Below are 21,410 nucleotides of genomic sequence, written 5' to 3'. Positions count from 1 at the left end.
TTATTTGCCCGCTTCGCCGATACGTTCAGCATCGTTCAGGTTGTCTTTGGTGATCATGGTCGGCGGATAGTCCGCTCCGGTGATCGCCGACTTGGTGCGAATATTGTTGGTCAGTTGGGTCATCGCCTGTGTTACCGCGTAGCCGGGTCGTTGATCGGCGGTGGCCGCCAGCCAGCCGTCGCGTACCCGCGCCAGCGCTTCCGGTACGGCGTCAAAACCGGTGACCATCACCTCGCCCGGCTTCAACCCCTGGCTTTGCAGCGCTTCAATCGCCCCCAACGCCATATCGTCGTTGGCCGACAAAATCACCTGCGGGCGCTTGGGCAGCGACGGCAGCACGCTTTCCACAATGCGCATCCCTTCGGAACGCATCCAGTTGCCGGTCTGATCCGCCACCAGACGGTACTTGCTGCCGCCGGCTTTCAGGCTGTCGCGGATGCCCTGCGTACGTTCGATGTTGGACGACGACCCCGGTTGCCCCGTCAGCAGCACGATGTCGGCACCGTTCGGAAAGCGCGCTTTAACGAAATCGCCGATTGCCTGGCCGCCTTTGTAGTTATTCGCACCGAAGTGCGGCACTTTCTTGTCGGTTTTCACCGAGCGGTCCAGCGTGACTACCGGCAGTTTGGCGTCCTGAATTTCCGTGACCGCACCGGATACCGCGTTGACATCGTTCGGCGATACCACAAATCCCTGCGCGCCGCGGGTGATGGCGTTTTCCAGATCCGCCACCTGTTTCGGGGAACTGCCCTGGCTGTCCAGCACCTGCAGGTTAACGCCCAGTTCTTTGGCGGCCTTGACCGCAGTACGCTGCATGTGGACTTCAAATGGCATCGCCAGGTTGGGAGTACTGAATACAATCTGTTCGTTCTGGGCCTGCGCCAGACCGGACGACATCGTGAAGGCCATCGCGGCGGCCAGGATGGTTATCTTTTTCATGGTGTTGTCTCTGCATCAGTTGGGGATAAAGGTAAGGTCATGTTGTTATTCGAATCATGTCACTATGTCAGAGCGAAACAGCACGCCCTGTCGCCAGCGACTCCAGCGCTTTGTCGGCCAGATACAGCGCCCGCTCGCCGTCGACGCCGCTGCACTCGGGCCGGATACGCCCGTGCAATACCTCAACGAAATGACGCCATTCCGCCGCGTAGGCGTCGCGGTAACGCTGCAAGAAAAAGTGTTCCGGTTTGGCGGCGAGACACCCGGCGTCGCCCCAGTGTTCCACTTGGTTTTCGCGGATATTGCCCGCGCTCAACACGCCGAGTTCGCCGTGCAGTTCCAGCCGCTGGTCGTAGCCGTAACCGGAGCGGCGGCTGTTGACGATGGTCGCCATCGCGCCGGAGGCGAATTTGAACACCACAAACGCGGTATCGATGTCGCCCGCCGCGCCGATAGCCGGGTCTACCAGATTGCTGCCCTGCGCAAACACCGAGACCGGCTCTTCGCCCATGATGAAACGCACCATGTCGAAATCGTGGATGGTCATATCGCGGAACATGCCGCCGGACACGCGCACATACTCCGCCGGCGGCGGTGACGGGTCGCGGGAGATAATCATCAGTGATTCCGGCTTGCCGATACGCCCTTCGCCCGCCAGCGTTTTCACCCGGCGAAACTGCGGGTCGTAACGACGGTTAAACCCGACGAACAACGGCACCTGCTGTTGCTCCACCACCTTCAGGCAGTCGCGCACCCGGGCGATATCCAGATGTACCGGTTTTTCGCAGAAGATGGCTTTGCCGTGGCGCGCGGCCAGCTCGATCAGGTCGGCGTGGGTATCGGTGGCGGAGGCAATCAGTACTGCGTGAACCGCCGGGTCGGCCATCGCCTCATCGATAGTTTGCAAACGCGCCTGATATTTATCAGACAGCGCCTGCGCGTTGGCCGGATTGGGATCGACCACCGAATAGAGACAGGTTTCCCGATGTTCGGCGATGTTGACGGCGTGAACCTGGCCGATGCGGCCGGCACCCAGTAAAGCAATGTTAAACATGGCTACTCCCTCGATACCCGGAGGTATCACTGGTTGGTTGTAGGGTCAGGGTTTGTTCTGCTGGTTAGCGTAAAGACAATAAAACGTTTATTTCAATTTCAGTAAAACTGGAAATTATGTTTTTGCGCGCCAGCTAACATTTTTGTGACATATGAGCAAAATAGTGTTAGCAAAATCACGAAACCACCGTCATTCCGTCAACGCGTTGCAGTACGGGGAAAAACCCAATCAAGGCAGGAGATTAGTAAAGAAAGACCACTGTGTATCTTGTCGCCGGCTCACGGGCAAAGCCGCCTGAGGAGAGACGGATAGGGCTATCCGCATTTCCCTGCCGGTGAATAAAAATGAAATAAATATTTCAAATGCCGTTTCCGTTGCAGAAAAACAAGGGCACCGACGCCATACAGCGATGCTCAATCAGAGGCTGAGCACCGCGTAGCAATCGCAGCAATGAGCTTATTCCGCAATCAAAGCCGTGGCTGAAAACCGCGTTGAATTTGATAATGACAACCATTATTATCTAAGGATTGCTGATGCAACCCAGGGCAGGAAATAACGCAGCATGATTTCAAATCAGTACATCAGCCGCATCTCTCTTAACCGCGATAAGGTGGAATCATTCGACCTTTATCCATTTTCTATTCCAGCCATTCATTCGTTTGACTTTATTGACCCTCACCCCAAGGTGACCTTTTTTATTGGCGAGAACGGCAGCGGAAAATCCACATTGCTGGAAGCAATTGCCGTCGCCATGGGATTTAACCCCGAAGGCGGCACCCGAAATTTTAATTTCAGCACACGGGCGTCGCATTCAGAATTATCGAATTATCTGAGAATCGCCAAAGGCGTGAAACGCCCTCGGAATGGATTTTTCTTCCGTGCCGAAAGCTTTTTTAATCTGGCCTCGGAAATCGAACACCTTGATGCCGAACCGGCCGGCAGTCCGCCGGTGATTAATTCGTATGGCGGTCACTCGTTACATGAACAGTCGCACGGCGAGTCTTTTCTCTCACTGATGATGAACCGCTTTGGCGGCAAGGGGTTATACCTGCTCGACGAACCGGAGGCTGCGCTATCGCCGGCCAGGCAATTGGCCATGCTCGCCAGAATGCATGACCTGATTCAGGATGATTCACAATTTATTATCGCCACCCACTCGCCGATTCTGCTGGGTTACCCGGATGCGTTAATCTACCAGTTCGATGGCGATAGCCTCTCGCCGGTAAATTATAAAGACACCGATCATTATCAAATTACACGCTCCTTTCTGAACAACCCGGAAAAAATGCTGCAAGAGTTGATGAAAAAATAACGCTGCATATCCAGAGATGAGTAAACCCCCGACAGTCACGCTAATTAATAAATCTTGGAGTCAAGTCATGTTTATTTCGGATAAAGACGTCGCCAGAAAAGTCATCAAAAACACGTCTACGATGATAACGTTAATTGAAAAAGAGCTGGTCGACCTTGGCGATAAAATACCAGAGGAAGAATATAACCAATGTAAATACCGGGTAGGCGAACTTCTTTATACCCTTTGCAATGTGATCAATGATATTTCGATTGATCACCCTGATTTAAAGCCTAAAGATTTTCCTGTTTACGTTCGAAAAGAGGTGAGTGAATAATTCAGGATTCACACTTGTCATTCATCTCTGCGTATGGCGTATGGCGTATGGCAGAAGGTGCCCTGCAATGCTGCGCAGGGCACCCGCCAGACAGACAATCAGGCGGATTAATACTGTCGGGCTTTCGCACGCTGTAATTGCACCTCGCGCGCCGCGGCTTCAATCGCCGGGTTATCCGCCACCTGTGCGGTGCCGGTGTTCCACCAGGCGTCGTAGCCGTGGGTCATGGTTTTCGGCAACACCTTGATATCCAGCAGACAAGGGCCGGAGTGCGCCTGTGCTTCGCGCACCGCCTGTAACAACGACGCCTCGTCCCGCACCGTCCACGCCCGGCAACCGTAGCTTTCGGCGTTGCGGGCGAAATCCACCGTCACCAGCGGGCCGGTCAGTTTGCCGCTGCCCTGATCACGCCGCCGGTTCTCGGTGCAAAAACTGCCCATGCCCTGGCCCATTTGCAGGTTGTTGATGCAGCCGAACCCAGCATTATCGAACAGCAACACGGTTATCTTGATGCCTTCCTGCACCGCGGTTTGCAGTTCGCTGTGCAGCATCAGGTAAGAACCGTCGCCCACCATCGCATACACCGGCTGCTGGGGGGCGGCCAGCCGAGCCCCTACCGCCGCCGCGATCTCATAGCCCATGCAGGAATAGCCGTACTCCAGGTGATAGCTGTCCGGCGTTTTCACCTGCCATAGCCGTTGCAGGTCGCCGGGCAACGACCCGGCCGCGCCCACCACGATAGCGTCGTCTTCCAGCGCATCGTTGAGCAGCCCCAGCACGCGGGTTTGCGTCAGCCGGGTGCCCAACGTCTCACGGTATTCCGCCAGTTGAGCCTCCAGATGCCCGGCGATTTCCAGTTCCTGCCCGTCGTCGTCACGCCGCTCAAACAGCCGCCGACGCTCCTGCTGCCAGTCGGTGCGCGCCTGCGCGACCTCATCCCCCCAACCGCTGCGGTAGCCCTGCGCCTCCAGCGCCTGCGTCAGTTGCGTCAACCCCTCGTGGGCATCCGCCACCAGCGCAGCGGCATCCAGCTTGAACGCATCGAACTCCGCCACATTGAGCAGCAAAAACTCCACCTGCGGGTGGGTAAATAGCGACTTGGAAGCGGTGGTGAAGTCGGTCAACCGGGTGCCGACGCCAATCACCAGATCCGCTTGTGCCGCCAGCCGGTTGGCGGCCTGCCCGCCGGTCACGCCGATGCCGCCCACGTTGAGCGGATGCGACGAGACCACTGCGCCCTTGCCCGCCTGGGTTTCGCCGAACGGCAGATTGAAACGTTCGGCAAACCGGCGGAACGCGTCGTGCGCGCCGGCATAACGCACCCCGCCGCCGCAAATCAGCAACGGGCGACGTTTACGCGCCAGCAACGCCGCCGCCTGCGCCAACCGGGTGGTATCCGGCGGGCGACGCTCCAGATGATGAACCCGCCGCTGGAAGAACGACAGCGGGTAATCCCAGGCTTCCGCCTGTACGTCCTGCGGCAGACATAGCGTTACCGTGCCGGTATCCGCCGGGTCGGTCAGCACCCGCATGGCGTTGACAAGTGCGCTCATCAGTTGTTCCGGGCGGCTGATGCGATCCCAGTAGCGCGATACCGGCCGCAGGCAATCATTGGTACTGATGGTGGCATCGTGATACTGCTCAATCTGCTGCAATACCGGGTCGGGCTGGCGACTGGCGAACAGATCCCCCGGCAGCAACAGCAACGGAATACGGTTGGCGGTGGCAGTAGCGGCCGCCGTCACCAGATTGGCGGACCCCGGCCCCACCGAGGTGGTTACCGCGTATACGCGACGCCGCCGGTGTTGTTTGGCAAACCCCACCGCAATGTGCGCCATGCCTTGTTCATTACAGCCCTGATGCACCTGCAGGTGCCCGGCGTCCTGTTCCAGCGCCTGCCCGATGCCAAGCACGTTGCCGTGCCCGAAGATGGTCATCACCCCGGCAAACAGCGGCGTTTCCTCACCGTCAACCTCAAGGTACTGCTGATTAAGAAACCGGACCAGCGCCTGCGCCATGGTCATTTTCAACGTGTCCATCGTTCTGCTCCCGCAAATCAGGTGGAATTACTCTAGCGTCGGCATGACAAAGCTACTGGCGTGCTGCTCCAGACGCACGCTGGCCGGCCAACGGCTGGTCACGGTTTTCATGCGGGTATAGAAACGCACGCCATCGTTGCCGTGTACGTTGAGCGGGCCAAAAATGGAACGCTTCCAGCCGCCAAAACTGTGAAACGCCATCGGCACCGGGATAGGGACGTTGATCCCGACCATACCCGCCTGCACCTCTTCACTGAACTGGCGGGCGGTTTCGCCGTCGCGGGTGAAAATTGCCGTGCCGTTGCCATATTCATGCTGGTTGATCAGGGTCAGCGCGGTGTGGTAATCCGGTACGCGCACCACCGACAGCACCGGGCCGAAAATCTCTTCCTGATAGATCTGCATGTCCGGCATCACCTGATCGAACAGCGTCGGCCCGACAAAATAGCCCTGCTCATGCCCCGAAACACGAAGCCCGCGGCCATCGACCCGCAACGTCGCGCCCTGATCGACGCCGCTTTGAATATAACCGTTAATCTTGTCGCGGTGCGGGCCAGAAATCACCGGCCCCATGTCGTTTTCTTTCCCGTCCACCAGACCGGGGCCGACGCGCATGGCGGCAATCTGCGTTTCCAACCGACTGCACAACGCTTCGGCGGTGTCATCTCCCACCGCGACCACCACCGACAGCGCCATGCAGCGTTCGCCTGCCGCGCCAAACGCCGCGCCGAGAATAGCGTTGGCGGCCATCTCCATGTCGGCATCCGGCATCAGAATACAGTGGTTTTTAGCGCCGCCCAGCGCCTGACAACGTTTGCCGTGGGCCGATGCGGTGCGGTAGATGTACTCTGCCACCGGCGTCGAGCCGACGAAGCTTACCGCCTGAACGCGCGGGTCGGTCAGCAGCACGTCTACCGCAGCTTTATCGCCCTGCACCACGTTGAAGACGCCGTCCGGCAGACCGGCCTCTTTCAGCAGCGCCGCCAGCATCAGCGACAGCGACGGATCTTTCTCTGAAGGCTTGAGGACAAAGGTATTGCCGGTGGCCAGCGCAATCGGGAACATCCACATCGGCACCATCGCCGGGAAGTTGAACGGCGTGATCCCCACGCAAACGCCCAGCGGCTGCATCAGCGAATGGCTGTCCACGCCGGTGCCGACGTTGGCGGAGTGCTCGCCTTTTTGCAGATGGGGAATACCGCAGGCGAATTCGACCACCTCCAGACCTCGGGTCAGTTCGCCCACGGCATCGGAATAGACTTTGCCGTGCTCTTCGGAAATCTGCCGTGCCAGCGCGCTCAGGTTTGCTTCCAGCAGGGCTTTAAAACGAAACAGGATGCGGGCGCGACGCAGCGGAGAGTGCTTCGCCCAGTCGGGGAAGGCCGCCGCCGCCGCGCTGATCGCCTGCTTTGTTTCGTCAGCGCTGCTCAGCGCCACCTGACGAATCGCTTCGCCTGTGGCCGGATTAAATACCGACGCAACGCGCCCGCTATGGCTGGGCGCAATCTCGCCATGAATGAAATTGGATACGGTTTCCATGGTTACACCTCTGCTGGGTTTAGGGTGACGGATGGCTGATACCGCTTTACTGTATATGAAATAAAAATTCCATTTTAATAAGAAATAAAACAAATGTTGATTATTGTGATCCAGGATAGATTTTCTAGTAAACGTCAGGTAACCGCTATTTAACCGGGTTTTTCAACGGATTTATCCGCCTGCGCCGCATGAAACAGCTGAAGTATTCATTCTATTTTTCACCGAAAAAATAACAAATTGGTTTGAAATGCCGGTTCAACTCACTAGAATCGGATCATTACCATCCCGCCGGATGACGGAGAACAACACTATGGCGATGGCGACCAGCCTGAGAGAATTACAGGAGCAGATCCGCGCGCGGTACGATGCCCTGAGCAAGCGTTTGCAGCAGGTGGCGCGTTACGTGCTGGATAACACCAACAGCGTGGCGTTTGACACCGTGGCGGTGATTGCCGAACAGGCAGACGTCCCGCCTTCGACGCTGATCCGTTTCGCCAACGCCTTCGATTTCAGTGGTTTCAATGAAATGAAACAGCTGTTTCGCATGAATCTGGTGGAAGAAACCGCCAGCTATACCGACCGGGCGCGCTTATTTCGGGAGATGGAAGACCGAGTACCGGAACGCCCGCAGGACATCCTGCACGAGTTCGCCCGCTCCAACGCGCAGGCGATGCAGCAACTGGCGGCACGCACCCAGCCGGACGATCTGGAAAAAGCGGTCGACCTGCTGGCGCAGGCCGATACCATCTATATCGTCGGGCTACGCCGCTCATTCAGCGTCGCTACCTATCTGTCTTATGCGCTGAGTCATCTGGAAAGCCGCCCGGTGCTGGTCAACGGGCTGGGCGGCATGTTCCGCGAACAACTGTGCCGCCTGAGCGACAAAGACATCGTGGTGTCGATCAGCTTCTCGCCTTACGCGCAGGAAACGGTGATGGTGAGTGAAATGGCCGCCAGCGCCGGCGCACGCCAAATCGTGATCACCGACAGTCAGCTCAGCCCGCTGGCGACGCTGAGCGACCTGTGCTTTGTGGTGAAGGAAGCGCAGGTGGATGCCTTCCGTTCCCAATCGGCCACGTTGTGTCTGGTGCAGTCGTTGATGGTGTCGCTGGCGTACCGTCAGGGCAACAGCCTGCGCCAGCGCGAAGAGGGGCAGAAAAGCGCCTGAATCAATACCGCACCAATGAGTGAAAGCCGGGGAAATCCCGGCCGCCCTCTTCCTCATTCCTGCCGGTCGTGTTTTCCGGCATCAACCGCCGCCAGCCTCTCTGCAAACGGTGTAAACATCGGGTCTCCGATACCGCGTCCTTTTTACGAGAGTTTGCAGATGAGCAATTTCTGCGCCACAACCCAAAAGACGGGCGGCGGCAACCGGAAAAAAGTCCCGCCTCGCGATATGAAGTGATACTCTTGCTGCCACAGATCAAGACGTCTTACTTAGAGCCTGTCCCATTAGGCGCCAGACAGTACAACGATCCTAATAACAGAAAACGATCCCATAACGGAAAGAGTGATATGAGTAAAATTCGGGTTGGCGTGGTTTTTGGTGGTAAATCCTCTGAGCACGAAGTGTCATTGCAGTCCGCAAAAAATATTGTGGATGCCATTGATAAAACGCGATTCGATGTGGTGCTGTTAGGCATCGACAAGCAAGGGGAATGGCACGTCAACGATGCTTCCAACTATCTGCTCAATGCCGACAATCCGGCGTTGATCGCCCTGAACCGTTCCAGTCAGAATGTGGCGCTGATCCCGGGGCAAACCCATCATCAGTTGATCGATACGGCCAGCGCCAGCGCTTTGTCGCAGATTGACGTTATTTTCCCGATCGTTCACGGCACGCTGGGCGAAGATGGCTCGTTGCAGGGCCTGTTGCGCATGGCGAACATCCCGTTTGTCGGCAGTAGCGTATTGGGCTCCGCCGTCAGCATGGACAAAGACGTCACCAAGCGCCTGTTGCGCGACGCCGGGCTGCAGGTCGCGCCGTTCGTGACGCTGACCCGCGCCAATCGCGCCCGTCATGCTTATGGCGATCTCACCGCCCAGCTTGGCCTGCCGTTATTCGTCAAACCCGCCAATCAGGGATCGTCCGTCGGCGTCAGCAAGGTGCGCAATCAGGCGGAATTCGATCACGCCGTGGAGCTGGCGTTCCGTTATGACCATAAAGTATTGGTGGAATCGGCGATCGTCGGACGGGAAATTGAGTGTGCGGTGCTGGGTAATGATTACCCGAAAGCCAGTGTCTGCGGCGAAATCGTGTTGCATGACGAGTTCTATTCTTACGACACCAAATACATCAATGAAGACGGCGCCGCGGTGGCGATCCCGGCCGTGATGAACGACGACGTTCACCAGCATATCCGCGACATCGCCTTGCGGGCGTTTCAAGCGCTCGACTGCCGTGGTATGGCGCGCGTAGACGTGTTTCTGACGCCGGACAATCAGGTCGTCGTCAACGAGGTCAACACCCTGCCTGGGTTTACTAACATCAGTATGTACCCGAAACTCTGGGAAGCCAGCGGCATCGGCTATACCGCCTTGATCACCCAACTGATTGAACTGGCGCTGGAGCGCCACGCGCAGGACAGCAACCTGCACAGCTCGGTACACGAGTGAGGATGATGCTCCGGTACGCGCATGGCGCTTGCCGGAGCCTGTTCACTCAAATGCGGCTCAGAGCCGAAAACGCATCGATAGTCATAGACGGTTGGAAATTGATGACCTCGTAATTCGCTACCGCCTGAAACGGATCCTGCTCTAAAAACGCCTCCAGCTCTTCCCGCACGACGCTCTTCGCCAGAATCACCCCGCCGGTACGCGGATTCTTACGTCCGGAAGCCACAAACATGCCCTGTTCATATCCTCGTTTCAGCCAGGTCACATGTTTCTCCAGCAAGTTCTCCACTTCATCCAGCGGCGCATGGTATGTCAAACTGATGATATACATGGTTGTTCTCTTCGTTATAAATCGGCATTCGGCCAGCGCCCTTGCTGCAACACTACCCGGTAACCGTCGGGATCACGGAAAGTTTTGCCCTGCCGTTCCCAGTAAGGATTAAATGACGCCACCACGCTGAAGCCGGCCTGTGCCATGCGACCGCAAGACTCCTGCCATCGTTCATGGTCAGGCATGTACAGCACCAGTAAATCGTCTTCCGTCGGCGCCGGCATGATCGGGTGAGTATGACAAACGGTAAACTCAAGGTGCCAGGCCAGCCCCCGTCGGCCCAGCATAACACCACTGAAGCCGTCGTGTTGCGCAAACGAGCTTAATTTCTGCAACCCCAGCCCGTCACAGTACATTCGCTCGCTGCGTTGCAAGTTCGTCACTGGCCGCGCTATACGTAATGTGGTCATACATCACTCCTTTTCTGTTGATGGCAAAGACAGTGATATCACGAATCCCCCCTGGCGGCTACGCCACTTATTCCCCTTTTTTATCATGGTATTATATGAAATAGTACGTCGATGACTGGTTACCCGGGAGCCCGTGATGCCCACACATTGCACGCCGTTGTTTACCATCCGGCCAGAGGCTGTTGATCAGCCGGACATTCTGACATTGCTGGAAAAACTGGACGCTTATCAATCGACGCTGTATCCACCAGAGTGCTGCCACTTCACCGATTTGCGCAAACTGGCCGCCGACGAACTGATTTTTCTGGTGATCCGCCGGCGAGACGGGCTGGCGGTAGGTTGCGGCGCCATCTGGCTACGCCAACCTGGGGAAGGTGAGATAAAGCGCATTTATGTCGAGCCGGTCTGCCGCGGCAGCGGGGCTTCGGATCAACTGATGCGGCAATTGGAGAAACAGGCGCGTCTGGCCGGCTGTCGGGTGCTTAGGCTGGAAACCGGCATTCATCAACCACAGGCAATCCGGCTCTATCAACGCCACGGCTATCGTCTGTGCAGTCCTTTTTTCCCTTACGGCGACGACCCGCTCAGCGTGTATATGGAAAAAACGCTGGAGGGCGGCTCCTAAAAAAAACTGATTGCAGACTCTGGAATAAATGCTGTATGTTTAGCCAGTATTTTTCATGGAGATGCAACTAATGTACGTAGAGTTAGTTTACGATAAAAGAAACGTGAGCGGGTTACCCAACGCGGCGGAACAGATTAAAAACGAACTCACCAAACGGATCCATCGGGTGTTTCCGGACGCGGAAATCAAGGTAAAACCGATGCAGGCCAACGCCATCAATTCCAATGCCAGCAAACAGGATAAATCCACCATCAACCGGATTATCGAAGAAATGTTCAACGAGGCCGACGAATGGCTGGCGCCGGAATAACAGATGTCGGCACCGCGTCGCCGTTGCGGACATCGAGCTAACCCGCCACCGGGCTTCGTGCCGGAGGCGTTGGACCAGCAGCCGGTTTACACGCTACCAGCGGCCCTCTCGTTAATCGGCTACGTCCTGTAACAATGCAGGGCCGTTGCTGGATGTATTCTCGTTAGCAACACATCTCAGTACTGCGCACAGCTGGCGTATTGTTATACCACTCGGCTCCCTGTCAGATAGGTTAACAGCCTGTATTTTAAAATAAAAAAACCGGGTTATTCATATTCGCTTTCCTTACCACGCCGGAAATTCGTGAGCGGTATAACAGATACCAGCAAACATAACCGGCATAAGAAATTCCGTAATAGTCACCCGCATCGGGCCCTACAACAATAAGCGGGAACGGAGCAAACGCTGCTTTTATCTATCTTCGGAGTTTCCAATGACTAACAATAACAAGTTAAGCACAGCGGAAAAAATGGGTTTCGGTATGGGAGACGCGGCCTGCGGCATCGTCTACTCCTCTGTCACCATGTTCCTAACCTATTTTTATACCGATATTTATGGCATTTCCGCTGCGGCAGTGGGCGTGATGTTTCTGGTAACCCGTATACTGGATGCGGTCGTCGATCCCATGATAGGTCTGTTGGCTGATAGAACCCGCACTCGCTGGGGGCATTTTCGCCCATGGCTTATCTGGTTCGCCGTGCCGTATGCCGTGATTGCCGTCCTGACCTACACCACGCCGGATCTGACCGGTACTGGAAAATTGGTGTATGCCTACATCACATATACCCTATTGATGATGTTCTACACCTTCATCAATATTCCTTACTGCTCGCTGGGTGGAGTCATCACCACCGACGAAAAAGACCGGCTTTCCGCCCAGTCTTACCGCTTTACCATCTCTTCCGCCGCCGGGCTGCTGGTGTCAGTAGGAACCTTGTGGCTGGTGGACTGGATAGGCCAGGGAAATAAACAGCTCGGCTATCAGGGCACCATGGCGATAATGGGCGTCCTGGCGGTTATCATGCTGATTTTCTGCTTTTTCACTACGCAGGAACGGATTAATCCGCAGGTGGAACCAGGACAAAACGTCTGGGACGATATGAAAAATCTGCTGAGTAACGACCAGTGGCGTATCGTCGCCGTCATCACCTTTTTCTCCAGCATGGCTGGAGTGATGCGCGGAGCCGCCACACTCTACTACGCCACCTACCTGATGATCGGCCCGGAGCATAGCGGCACGACCGGTACCGCCATGAAAAGTGCGTTTATTACCACCAGTGTGGTCGGCACCATCATCGGCGCGATGCTGGCGGGGTATTTCGCTAAACGCTACCGCAGCCTGAGCCTGTTCAAAAACATCAACCTACTGCTGGTGTTAACCGGCCTGGTGCTCTTCATGGTGCCACCCACCTGGCTTGCGGTGGTGTTTCCACTCTATTTTCTGGTGGGTTTTTTCCATCAAATGTACCAGCCGTTCAAATGGAACATGATGGCGAACGCAGCCGACTACGGCGAATGGAAAACGGGTCGCCGTATTACCGGACTGTCGTTTTCAGGTAACCTGTTCGCACTTAAACTGGGGATGGCCGTTGCCGGGGCGTTGGTCGGTTTCTCGCTGGGCTGGTTCGGTTATGTCGCCGGTTCGTCAACTCAAACGCCGTTGGCCGCCACCGGGATTATCGGTTTACTGAGCATCGGCCCCTCATTGTCTTACCTGATACTGTACTGGCTAACGCGTTTTTATACATTAGACGACCAGACTATGGAACGCATTCAAGCGGACTTGGCTCGTCGCCATGCCGCGCAGCCTACCGTCGAGCAGGATAACAGCGTCGAACCCCATCTAACCCCACGTGGCGCGGCCTGACAAGTCATACCGCCAAGGCCTCAGGCAAGGCCCAGGGATGGGCCGGGCAATAAAACCAACGCACTGGTAGCCTGAAGCTCGACGGGTATAGACGGGTATAAAAGGAGAAGAACAAGGTGAACCCATCACAGATGACATCCCCCTGGAATCCGGATCTGGGCAACGGCCGCTACCGTAATCCCGTACTGTTCGCCGATTATTCCGACCCGGACATCATACGAGTCGGCGATGATATTTATCTGGTGTCCTCCAGCTTCAACCATATGCCGGCCCTGCCCATCCTGCACTCGCGGGATCTGGTTAACTGGACGCTAATCAACCATGTTTTTACAGGTTTTGACCTGCCGGGGTACGAACGGTTTCAACCGGGAAAAGGCGTCTGGGCTCCCAGCATTCGTTATCACGCCGGGAAATTCTGGGTGTTTTTCAGTACACCTGATGAAGGGATTTTCATGTGCCAGACGGATGACCCGCGCGGCAAGTGGAGCACGCCGCATTGTGTGAAATCCGCCAAAGGTTGGATAGATCCTTGTCCATTCTGGGATGATGACGGCAGCGCCTGGCTGATACACGCCTTCGCGTTCAGCCGTAGTGGGCGCAAACACCTGCTGCAACTGTGCCGAATGAGCGGCGACGGCCGCCAGTTGCTGGATGACGGGCGCATAATCGTCGATGGCACTGCCAGCCAGCCGACGCTGGAAGGCCCCAAACTCTATAAGCGCCGCGGCTGGTACTACATTTTCGCCCCGGCTGGCGGCGTACCTACCGGCTGGCAAACGGTGCTGCGTGCTTCATCGTTAGAAGGGCCGTGGCAATCACGTATCGTATTACATCAGGGAGGAACGGCCGTTAATGGCCCTCATCAGGGTGGCTGGGTCGAACTGGAAAGCGGCGAGAGCTGGTTCGTACATTTTCAAGATCGCCACGCCTATGGCCGCGTCGTACACCTGCAACCAATGAAATGGCAGGACGACTGGCCGCTCATTGGCGCACAAACAGGCGACGACGGCATCGGCGAGCCGGTCACAGAAGCGGCCATACCTAACGTCGGCCGCCCATACATGCCGGTGCAGCCGGCAACATCCGACGATTTTACCGATGACCGGCTCGGCCTACAGTGGCAATGGCAGGCCAATCCCGATGCCGGTTGGTACGAACTGTGCCGGCCGGGGCTGCGACTGTTTTGCCAGCCGATGCCGCAACGCAACGGCGTTCCTTCCTGGTATGACGTTCCTCATTTACTGATGCAGAAATTTCCGGCGGAGACCTTCACCGTTACCACCCGGCTACAGCCATCGCTGGCAAACGTGGGCGACCGGTGCGGGCTGATCGTCTACGGTGAACGCTTCGCTTTTCTGGGGCTGGAAAAAACGGCGGACGGCGTGGCGCTGACAAGCGGCTATGGCTGGATGACCGATGCGCAGGAACTACGCCAGTACGCCGGGCCGACATTACCGGTTGGAGAAGAAGTGCACGCGCTTGAACTGCGGGTGACGGTGCTGCCGAACGCACGCTGCCAGTTCGCGTGTCGCACGCCTGACGGCGGTTTCACCCCGGTCGGGGAGCCTTTCGCCGCCGGGCCGGGAAAATGGGTGGGGGCCAAAATCGGGCTGTATGCGCTGTCGTTACCGGAACAGCGCGGGCCGGGCCGAGTCGACGTCGATTTTTTCCACGTTACGCCCTGAACGCCGATTACGCGGCCCGCATCCGGGCCGCAGCCATCAGGCTGTCACCCGCATTGGACCGCTGCCAGCGGTCACGCCTAATAGCGATAGCCGCTAAATAACGCCCCCGCGGACAAGAAAAAAGCACCGCCTAGTAATACTCGATTTTGGTGGTGTGCGTCAGCGTGGTCACCGTTTGCGTCACCCCCTTGCCATTGGATACCAGCACCTGACACTGGCGCGGGTTCAAATGCTGGTCATACTGGCATGTGGTGCGGGTCACGCTAATCTGTTGGTTGTTTTCCGTCACGATGACCGTCGCATTCAACCGCTTTTCCGCCGGAGCGTCGTTTTGCATCTCAACGTTGGTCACCTTGCCGTTTTCCGGTGAAACAAACGTCATGCTGATCGGGAACCCCTCATCGTCGTAACGATAGCTCGCCAACGGCGTAGGCCGATCGCGATAAACCACCTCGCTGATCGCCTGTTTATCATCGGAACGGTAGCTCAATCGGCCATCCGGCGTTTTCTCCAACTGGCAGTGCTCCGTCAGTTGAAACAACACCTGACGATCGCTCTTCTCTATCAATCTATTCCCGTCACGTAGCAGATCCAGATCGAGATTCATCGCCGGCTGGTAGGTACGTAATGTCACCAGGCATCCTTCGGCATCAAATGCGCCTTCAACATAGGCGGTGACTTTGCCGGCATCATCGGTCTGCGTTTGTGTAAAATGCTTAATCTTTCCCCGTAACGCATCAAAACCAAAAATATTGGAAAGCCCAGCCAGCACCGGGTTCACCGGCTCCAGTGCCGATGTTAAGTCACACCCTGCCAGTAATATCGCCCCCACCAGCACCATGGCGTGTCGTTTCATAGTCCTTATCCTGGATACTTGTTGAATCGCATCAGTTTACGTCAATTCCCAAAGAGAGGATAAAGAAACACGCTATCGCTATCGGGAAGCTACAAATAAGAAGAGAACCTCCAGAAGACGCCGCTCACGCCGTCGCCATCATGGGCGACGGCATCATGTAGACGGCAACGGTTTCCTGCTGCTGCCGGGAAGTCAGAAATACCTGGCGGATCCCCAGCGAATGAAAGCCGCACTTGAGCAACACCCGGCCGGACGCCACATTCTGCGGTAAGTGGCAGCCATAGATTTTCTCAACGCCTAACTGGCTAAATGCGAACTGGCATAACGCCCGGCTGGCTTGCGTGCCAAACCCCCGCTGTCGAAAATCCGCGCTTAGCCAATAGCCTATCTCCGGCTGCGCCGTTTCCAGCGAAACCAGTGAAATCGAACCAATCAACTGCTGGTTCTCAGACAGACAGATAGCGTAGGCCACGCCTTTACGTTGCTCCCAATGCTGCTGCAAATCGGCAATCCAGTTAGCTACCGTCTCACGCGGGCAAGGATAGGGAATCAACATGGTCATGGCGGAAATATCGGGTGTGCTGTTCAACAGAGTGCAGACTTCTGCAACGTCAGGTGCTTGTAATGGTCGTAACAGCAGATGTTCGGTAGTCAGGGTCGGTTGCCGCATCGGATTCTCCTCATCAGTCGCCTCCCGTCGTCATGTCCACGGGTGCTCTGTTAGGTGGCGTCATGGCAAAGAAGAGTTCCGGCCGACGCGATTCTCGTCGGCCGACGACACCGGGATCACCTGTCTATGATATCGCCTGCCGGCGAGCATCAGGAATACAGACTATTGGCCGCTTGTTCGCTTTCCTCGCGGGTGTATCCCCCGTAGGTCATGGCGGAAATAAACGCGGTACGGTCGGTCTTGGGGTACACTTTTTCATCCAGTAATAACCGGCCGACCTCTTCCGGCGTCAATTGTGGGTACTGCTCGTGAATCCCCCCCACCACATCCCAAGCGGCGTAGCCGAGCGTGCGGATAATCACGGCGACTTCCAGCGGCGACGTATCATCCTGATAGGTTGAATGAATCACATCGGCTATCAGTTTTGCGGTCAGCACGTTGACTTTGGACACATCGCTGTAACGGCTGCCCAGAGATTGAACAATATGATTGATGGCGTCTGCCGGTCCATAGCCTCTTTCACGAATTCGGGTTAATACCGAAACCATTTTGTCTCTCAGATCGATAAACATAGTGCTGTTCCTTCGTCAAAGTCGATAATCAACCCGAAGCGCGCGAAGGCTATCCCTGAGGTATAAACACATTTCCTTAATGGTCGCGTCTGGGATTTTCCTACTGGTCTCACACTGGTGACCACATCAACAAACCCGATACTTAATTTCAGCATAGGCGCAGATGCCTATCCTTCCACTGGCATTTCCCGCTTTGTGGGCAAACGCCGAATTTTTACGCTGTTCGCCCCCACCGATTGAAAAGGCCAAGGGTATGACTCCCAATACAACCTAATTCCATTAACGATACATTAATACGGCTTTTTATCGTTAACGCGACTCTCCCGACAAGAATGTGACATTGATAAGGTTGATGGTATCAACCTATTTCAGGGAACTGCACAACCCACATCTTAGCTGCTATGATCTCAAGCCCTAAGCTACGCCGCCTGCTCGCCATACGCATCTTGCAACAACCTAGTGAGCGATAACCGGTCAATAAAACCCGCTGAACGTTGATGATAATTCCCTGTAGGGGCAATCCTTCAGCAAGGAGGTTTAATCATGATTACCACTGACGGTAACAATGCAGTCGCCTCAGTCGCCTGGCGAACTCATGAAGTTATCGCCATCTACCCGATTACGCCCAGTTCGGCCATGGCAGAACAAGCTGCTGCCTGGTCGAGCGACGAGCGTAAAAATATTTGGGGAGATACCCCCCGCGTCGTTGAAATGCAGTCTGAAGCCGGAGCGATCGCTACCGTGCACGGCGCGTTGCAGACCGGTGCCTTATCCACCACCTTTACGTCGTCGCAGGGATTGCTGCTGATGATCCCGACGTTGTACAAACTGGCGGGTCAGTTGACGCCGTTTGTGCTGCACGTCGCCGCTCGTACCGTGGCCACCCATGCATTGTCGATTTTTTGCGATCACTCCGATGTGATGGCGGTGCGCCAAACCGGCTGCGCCATGCTGTGCGCCGGCAATGTGCAGGAAGCGCAAGACTTTGCGCTGATTTCACAGATAGCCAGCCTGAACAGCCGCCTGCCGTTTATCCATTTCTTCGACGGCTTTCGTACCTCGCACGAAATCAACAAGATCGAACCGCTGAGCGATGCACAACTGCATACGCTGTTGCCGCAGGCGGCGATTGAGGCGCACCGTAAGCGTGCACTTACTCCTGAACATCCGGTTATTCGCGGCACGGCGTCGAACCCCGATACCTTTTTCCAGGCGCGTGAAGCGATCAACCCGTGGTACGACGCGGCATTCGGTCATGTCGAACAGGCGATGAACGACTTCGCCCGCGAAACCGGCCGACAGTATCAGCCGTTCGAGTATTACGGTCATCCAGACGCGACCCGCGTTATCGTGATGATGGGGTCCGGCGTCGGCACCTGCGAAGAAGTGATCGACACGCTGTTGACGCGCGGCGAAAAGGTCGGCGTGGTAAAAGTGCGTCTCTACCGGCCGTTTTCCGCACAGCACCTGCTGGCGGCAATCCCGCAAAGTGCGCAGTCCATCGCGGTGCTGGACCGCACCAAAGAACCCGGTGCCCAGGCGGAACCGCTGTATCTGGATGTGATGACCGCGCTGGCGGAGGCGTTCTCACGCGGTGAGCGCCCACTTATGCCGAAAGTGATCGGCGGCCGTTATGGGTTGTCGTCAAAAGAGTTCACCCCGCAATGCGTAGAAGCGACGTATAAAGAGTTGGCGCTTACCAACCCGAGACCTCGCTTTACCGTCGGTATTTATGACGACGTCACCCACCTGTCGCTGCCGCTTTCCGACCAGCCGATGCCGACGCAGGCGTCGCTGGAAGCGCTGTTCTACGGCCTCGGCAGCGACGGAACCGTATCCGCCGCCAAGAACTCGATCAAAATCGTCGGTAATTCAACCCCGCTGTTTGTACAGGGTTATTTCGTTTACGACTCCAAGAAAGCCGGCAGCCTGACGGTTTCCCATATGCGCGTCGGCCCGCATCCGATTCACTCCGCCTACCTGATTGAACAGGCGGATTTCGTGGCCTGCCACCAATGGCAGTTCATCGACAAATACAACATGGTGGAGCGCCTGAAACCGGGCGGTATTTTCCTTATCAATTCGCCGTACAGCGCCGGCGACCTGTGGCATCGGTTGCCGCAGGAGGTACAGGCCGGGCTGAACCAGCGTCAGGCGCGGGTGTACTGCATCAATGCGGCGAAAATCGCCCGTGAATGCCAGTTGGGCGCCCGTATCAACACCGTGATGCAAATGGCGTTCTTCCACCTGACGCAAATCCTGCCGGGCGGCGATGCGCTCGACAAACTGCGCGCCGCCATCGCCGGCAGCTACGGCAGCAAAGGGCAGGAACTGGTAGAGCGCAACTGGCGGGCGCTGGACGCAACGCTGGCCGCGCTGGAAGCGGTGGCGCTGGAACCGGTCAATCCGGACAGCCCGTGCCGCCCGCCGGTGGTATCCGATGCCGCGCCCGATTTCGTCAAAACCGTCACCGCCGCGATGCTGGCCGGCCTAGGCGACAGCCTGCCGGTTTCCGCGCTGCCGCCGGACGGGACCTGGCCAGTCGGCACCACGCAATGGGAAAAACGCAACATCGCCGAAGAGATCCCGTTATGGAAACCGGCGCTGTGCACCCAATGTAACCACTGCGTGGCCGCCTGCCCGCATTCCGCTATCCGTGCCAAAGTCGTCCCCGCCGAAGCGATGGCCGATGCGCCGGCATCATTGCAGTCGCTGGATGTGAAAGCCCGCGACATGCGCGGTCAGAAATATGTGCTGCAGGTCGCCCCGGAAGACTGCACCGGCTGTAACCTGTGCGTAGAAGTGTGCCCGGCCAAAGATCGCCAAAATCCGGACATCAAAGCCATCAATATGGAACCCCGGCTGGAACATGTCGCGACCGAGAAAACCCAGTACGACTTTTTCCTTACGCTGCCGGAAATCGACCGCAGCAAGCTGGAACGCATCGATATTCGCACTTCGCAGCTGATCACGCCGCTGTTCGAGTACTCCGGCGCCTGTTCCGGCTGCGGCGAAACCCCGTACATCAAGCTGCTGACCCAGTTGTACGGCGACCGTCTGCTGGTCGCCAACGCCACCGGGTGCTCCTCGATTTACGGCGGTAACCTGCCGACAACCCCCTGGACCACCGACGCCAACGGCCGCGGGCCGGCCTGGGCGAATTCGCTGTTTGAAGACAACGCCGAATTCGGGCTGGGCTTCCGCCTGAGCGTCGACCAGCACCGCCAGCGGGCCCTGCGCGTGCTGGCGCAGTTGGCCGCGCAACTGCCTGCCGACCTGGTCGCCGCCTTGCAAGACACGTCGGTGAATGTCGATACACGGCGCGAACAGATTGCCCACCTGCGTCAGTCGCTCAGCGTCATCGACAGCGACGACGCCCGCCAACTGACGGCGGACGCCGACCATCTGGTGGATAAATCCATTTGGCTAATCGGCGGCGATGGCTGGGCCTACGACATCGGCTACGGCGGTCTCGACCACGTCATGAGCCTGTCGGAAAACGTCAACGTACTGGTGCTCGATACCCAGTGCTATTCCAACACCGGCGGTCAGCAATCGAAAGCTACCCCGCTCGGCGCGGTCACCAAATTTGGCGAGCAAGGCAAGCGCAAAGCACGCAAAGATCTCGGCGTCACGGTGATGATGTACGGCCATGTCTACGTAGCGCAAATCTCGCTGGGCGCCCAGCTAAACCAAACGGTGAAAGCGATTCAGGAAGCGGAAGCCTGGCCGGGGCCGTCGTTGATCATCGCCTACAGCCCTTGCGAAGAGCACGGCTACGATCTGGCATTCAGCCACGACCAGATGCGTCAGTTAACCGCTACCGGATTCTGGCCGCTGTACCGTTTCGACCCACGTCGCGCAGCGGAGGGCAAACCGGCGCTGGTAACGGACTCTCGTCCGCCGTCAGCCAGCCTGAGCGAAACCCTGCTCAACGAGCAACGCTTCCGCCGTCTCAACAACCAGCAACCGGAAGCCGCAGCCCGCTTGTATGAAGAAGCCGAGGCGGACCTGCGCCGTCGCTATGACTTCCTCAGCCTGTTGGCTGGCAAGGCCGAAAAAAGCGGGCAGGAATAATACTGCGCGTGCAAACCTACGCCGGGAGCGGGAAACCGTTCCCGGCGGTGTTCCCGTTGTTCATCGCGTTATTTCCCTGCATTGTCCTGCCGGTCACCGCGCAGCACGAGACTTATTTATACCCGTCATACTTCAAGTTGCAGGTGCGTTGGCTGCGTGACTCGGCCCATCAATGGGCCTCGCCCTTCGGGC

General features: G+C 57.0%; 19 protein-coding genes. 10 read left to right on the top strand and 9 right to left on the bottom strand.

The genetic code is table 11. The annotated features are described in order from the left end of the window. Window positions 1-939, bottom strand: coding sequence for a substrate-binding domain-containing protein (locus tag FDP13_RS18615; RefSeq protein WP_012771003.1), 939 nt, complete (start codon window positions 937-939; stop codon window positions 1-3). Between the two features lie 67 nt (window positions 940-1,006). Then, the gene (gene iolG, locus FDP13_RS18610; protein ID WP_143840104.1) at window positions 1,007-1,993 is read right to left on the bottom strand and encodes an inositol 2-dehydrogenase; all 987 of its coding nucleotides are present in this window, start codon (window positions 1,991-1,993) and stop codon (window positions 1,007-1,009) included. 562 nt (window positions 1,994-2,555) lie between these two features. Between iolG and FDP13_RS18605 the strand changes: the two genes are divergently transcribed. After that, window positions 2,556-3,305, top strand: coding sequence for an AAA family ATPase (locus tag FDP13_RS18605; RefSeq protein ID WP_012771005.1), 750 nt, complete (start codon window positions 2,556-2,558; stop codon window positions 3,303-3,305). A 67-nt stretch (window positions 3,306-3,372) separates the two neighbouring features. Further along, window positions 3,373-3,621 carry a hypothetical protein gene (locus FDP13_RS18600; protein ID WP_143840103.1) on the top strand — a complete coding sequence of 83 codons (249 nt, stop codon included), beginning with the start codon at window positions 3,373-3,375 and terminating at the stop codon, window positions 3,619-3,621. A 107-nt stretch (window positions 3,622-3,728) separates the two neighbouring features. On the opposite strand, the gene iolD is transcribed toward FDP13_RS18600, so the two are convergent. Together iolD and FDP13_RS18590 are read right to left on the bottom strand one after the other, a co-directional pair. Next, window positions 3,729-5,660, bottom strand: coding sequence for a 3D-(3,5/4)-trihydroxycyclohexane-1,2-dione acylhydrolase (decyclizing) (gene iolD, locus FDP13_RS18595; protein WP_143840102.1), 1,932 nt, complete (start codon window positions 5,658-5,660; stop codon window positions 3,729-3,731). A gap of 27 nt (window positions 5,661-5,687) precedes the next feature. Next, entirely contained in the window at window positions 5,688-7,199 is a 1,512-nt protein-coding gene (locus FDP13_RS18590) for a CoA-acylating methylmalonate-semialdehyde dehydrogenase (protein WP_012771008.1), read from the bottom strand. Between the two features lie 310 nt (window positions 7,200-7,509). On the opposite strand from FDP13_RS18590, the gene FDP13_RS18585 reads away from it, so the two are divergent. Further along, window positions 7,510-8,367, top strand: coding sequence for a MurR/RpiR family transcriptional regulator (locus tag FDP13_RS18585; RefSeq protein WP_012771009.1), 858 nt, complete (start codon window positions 7,510-7,512; stop codon window positions 8,365-8,367). A 347-nt stretch (window positions 8,368-8,714) separates the two neighbouring features. After that, on the top strand, window positions 8,715-9,815 hold the full coding sequence (gene ddlA / locus FDP13_RS18580; protein WP_143840101.1) for a D-alanine--D-alanine ligase: 1,101 nt from the start codon (window positions 8,715-8,717) through the stop codon (window positions 9,813-9,815). A 46-nt stretch (window positions 9,816-9,861) separates the two neighbouring features. Here ddlA and FDP13_RS18575 read toward each other — a convergent pair whose 3' ends face one another. Both FDP13_RS18575 and FDP13_RS18570 read right to left on the bottom strand, forming a co-directional pair. After that, a complete protein-coding gene (locus FDP13_RS18575) occupies window positions 9,862-10,146 on the bottom strand; it encodes a YciI family protein (RefSeq protein ID WP_012771011.1) in 285 nt (94 codons plus the stop codon). 14 nt (window positions 10,147-10,160) lie between these two features. Further along, complete coding sequence (locus FDP13_RS18570; protein WP_033577655.1) at window positions 10,161-10,556, bottom strand: VOC family protein; 396 nt, start codon at window positions 10,554-10,556, stop codon at window positions 10,161-10,163. A 136-nt stretch (window positions 10,557-10,692) separates the two neighbouring features. On the opposite strand from FDP13_RS18570, the gene FDP13_RS18565 reads away from it, so the two are divergent. The 4 genes from FDP13_RS18565 to FDP13_RS18550 all read left to right on the top strand — a co-directional run bounded on the left by FDP13_RS18565 (window position 10,693) and on the right by FDP13_RS18550 (window position 15,043). Next, window positions 10,693-11,181, top strand: a complete 489-nt coding sequence (locus FDP13_RS18565) for a GNAT family N-acetyltransferase (RefSeq protein ID WP_027713057.1) — start codon at window positions 10,693-10,695, stop codon at window positions 11,179-11,181. A 70-nt stretch (window positions 11,182-11,251) separates the two neighbouring features. Continuing rightward, window positions 11,252-11,491 carry a DinI family protein gene (locus tag FDP13_RS18560; protein WP_012771014.1) on the top strand — a complete coding sequence of 80 codons (240 nt, stop codon included), beginning with the start codon at window positions 11,252-11,254 and terminating at the stop codon, window positions 11,489-11,491. A 433-nt stretch (window positions 11,492-11,924) separates the two neighbouring features. Next, window positions 11,925-13,358: a glycoside-pentoside-hexuronide (GPH):cation symporter gene (locus FDP13_RS18555; RefSeq protein WP_143840100.1), complete on the top strand. Its 1,434-nt coding sequence runs from the start codon at window positions 11,925-11,927 to the stop codon at window positions 13,356-13,358. 131 nt (window positions 13,359-13,489) lie between these two features. Beyond that, window positions 13,490-15,043, top strand: coding sequence for a glycoside hydrolase 43 family protein (locus FDP13_RS18550; protein ID WP_143840138.1), 1,554 nt, complete (start codon window positions 13,490-13,492; stop codon window positions 15,041-15,043). 130 nt (window positions 15,044-15,173) lie between these two features. Here the strand turns inward: FDP13_RS18550 and FDP13_RS18545 are convergent, their stop codons facing one another. From FDP13_RS18545 to FDP13_RS18535, 3 genes are all read right to left on the bottom strand, one after another. Further along, window positions 15,174-15,899 carry a YnfC family lipoprotein gene (locus tag FDP13_RS18545; protein ID WP_033577653.1) on the bottom strand — a complete coding sequence of 242 codons (726 nt, stop codon included), beginning with the start codon at window positions 15,897-15,899 and terminating at the stop codon, window positions 15,174-15,176. Between the two features lie 124 nt (window positions 15,900-16,023). Next, on the bottom strand, window positions 16,024-16,569 hold the full coding sequence (locus FDP13_RS18540; RefSeq protein WP_027713059.1) for a GNAT family N-acetyltransferase: 546 nt from the start codon (window positions 16,567-16,569) through the stop codon (window positions 16,024-16,026). 149 nt (window positions 16,570-16,718) lie between these two features. Further along, the gene (locus FDP13_RS18535) at window positions 16,719-17,141 is read right to left on the bottom strand and encodes a hypothetical protein (RefSeq protein ID WP_143840099.1); all 423 of its coding nucleotides are present in this window, start codon (window positions 17,139-17,141) and stop codon (window positions 16,719-16,721) included. Between the two features lie 543 nt (window positions 17,142-17,684). On the opposite strand from FDP13_RS18535, the gene nifJ reads away from it, so the two are divergent. Next, window positions 17,685-21,218 carry a pyruvate:ferredoxin (flavodoxin) oxidoreductase gene (gene nifJ / locus FDP13_RS18530; RefSeq protein WP_143840098.1) on the top strand — a complete coding sequence of 1,178 codons (3,534 nt, stop codon included), beginning with the start codon at window positions 17,685-17,687 and terminating at the stop codon, window positions 21,216-21,218. An 8-nt stretch (window positions 21,219-21,226) separates the two neighbouring features. Then, a partial coding sequence (locus tag FDP13_RS21845) for a hypothetical protein (protein ID WP_234424436.1) occupies window positions 21,227-21,410 on the top strand: 184 nt, incomplete at its 3' end.

It is taken from the genome of Dickeya sp. ws52, from assembly GCF_007210685.1.
Taxonomy (GTDB): Bacteria; Pseudomonadota; Gammaproteobacteria; order Enterobacterales; family Enterobacteriaceae; genus Dickeya; species Dickeya chrysanthemi.
Note: the sequence above shows the minus strand (reverse complement) of the source record. Positions and strands in the feature narration are given on the sequence as shown.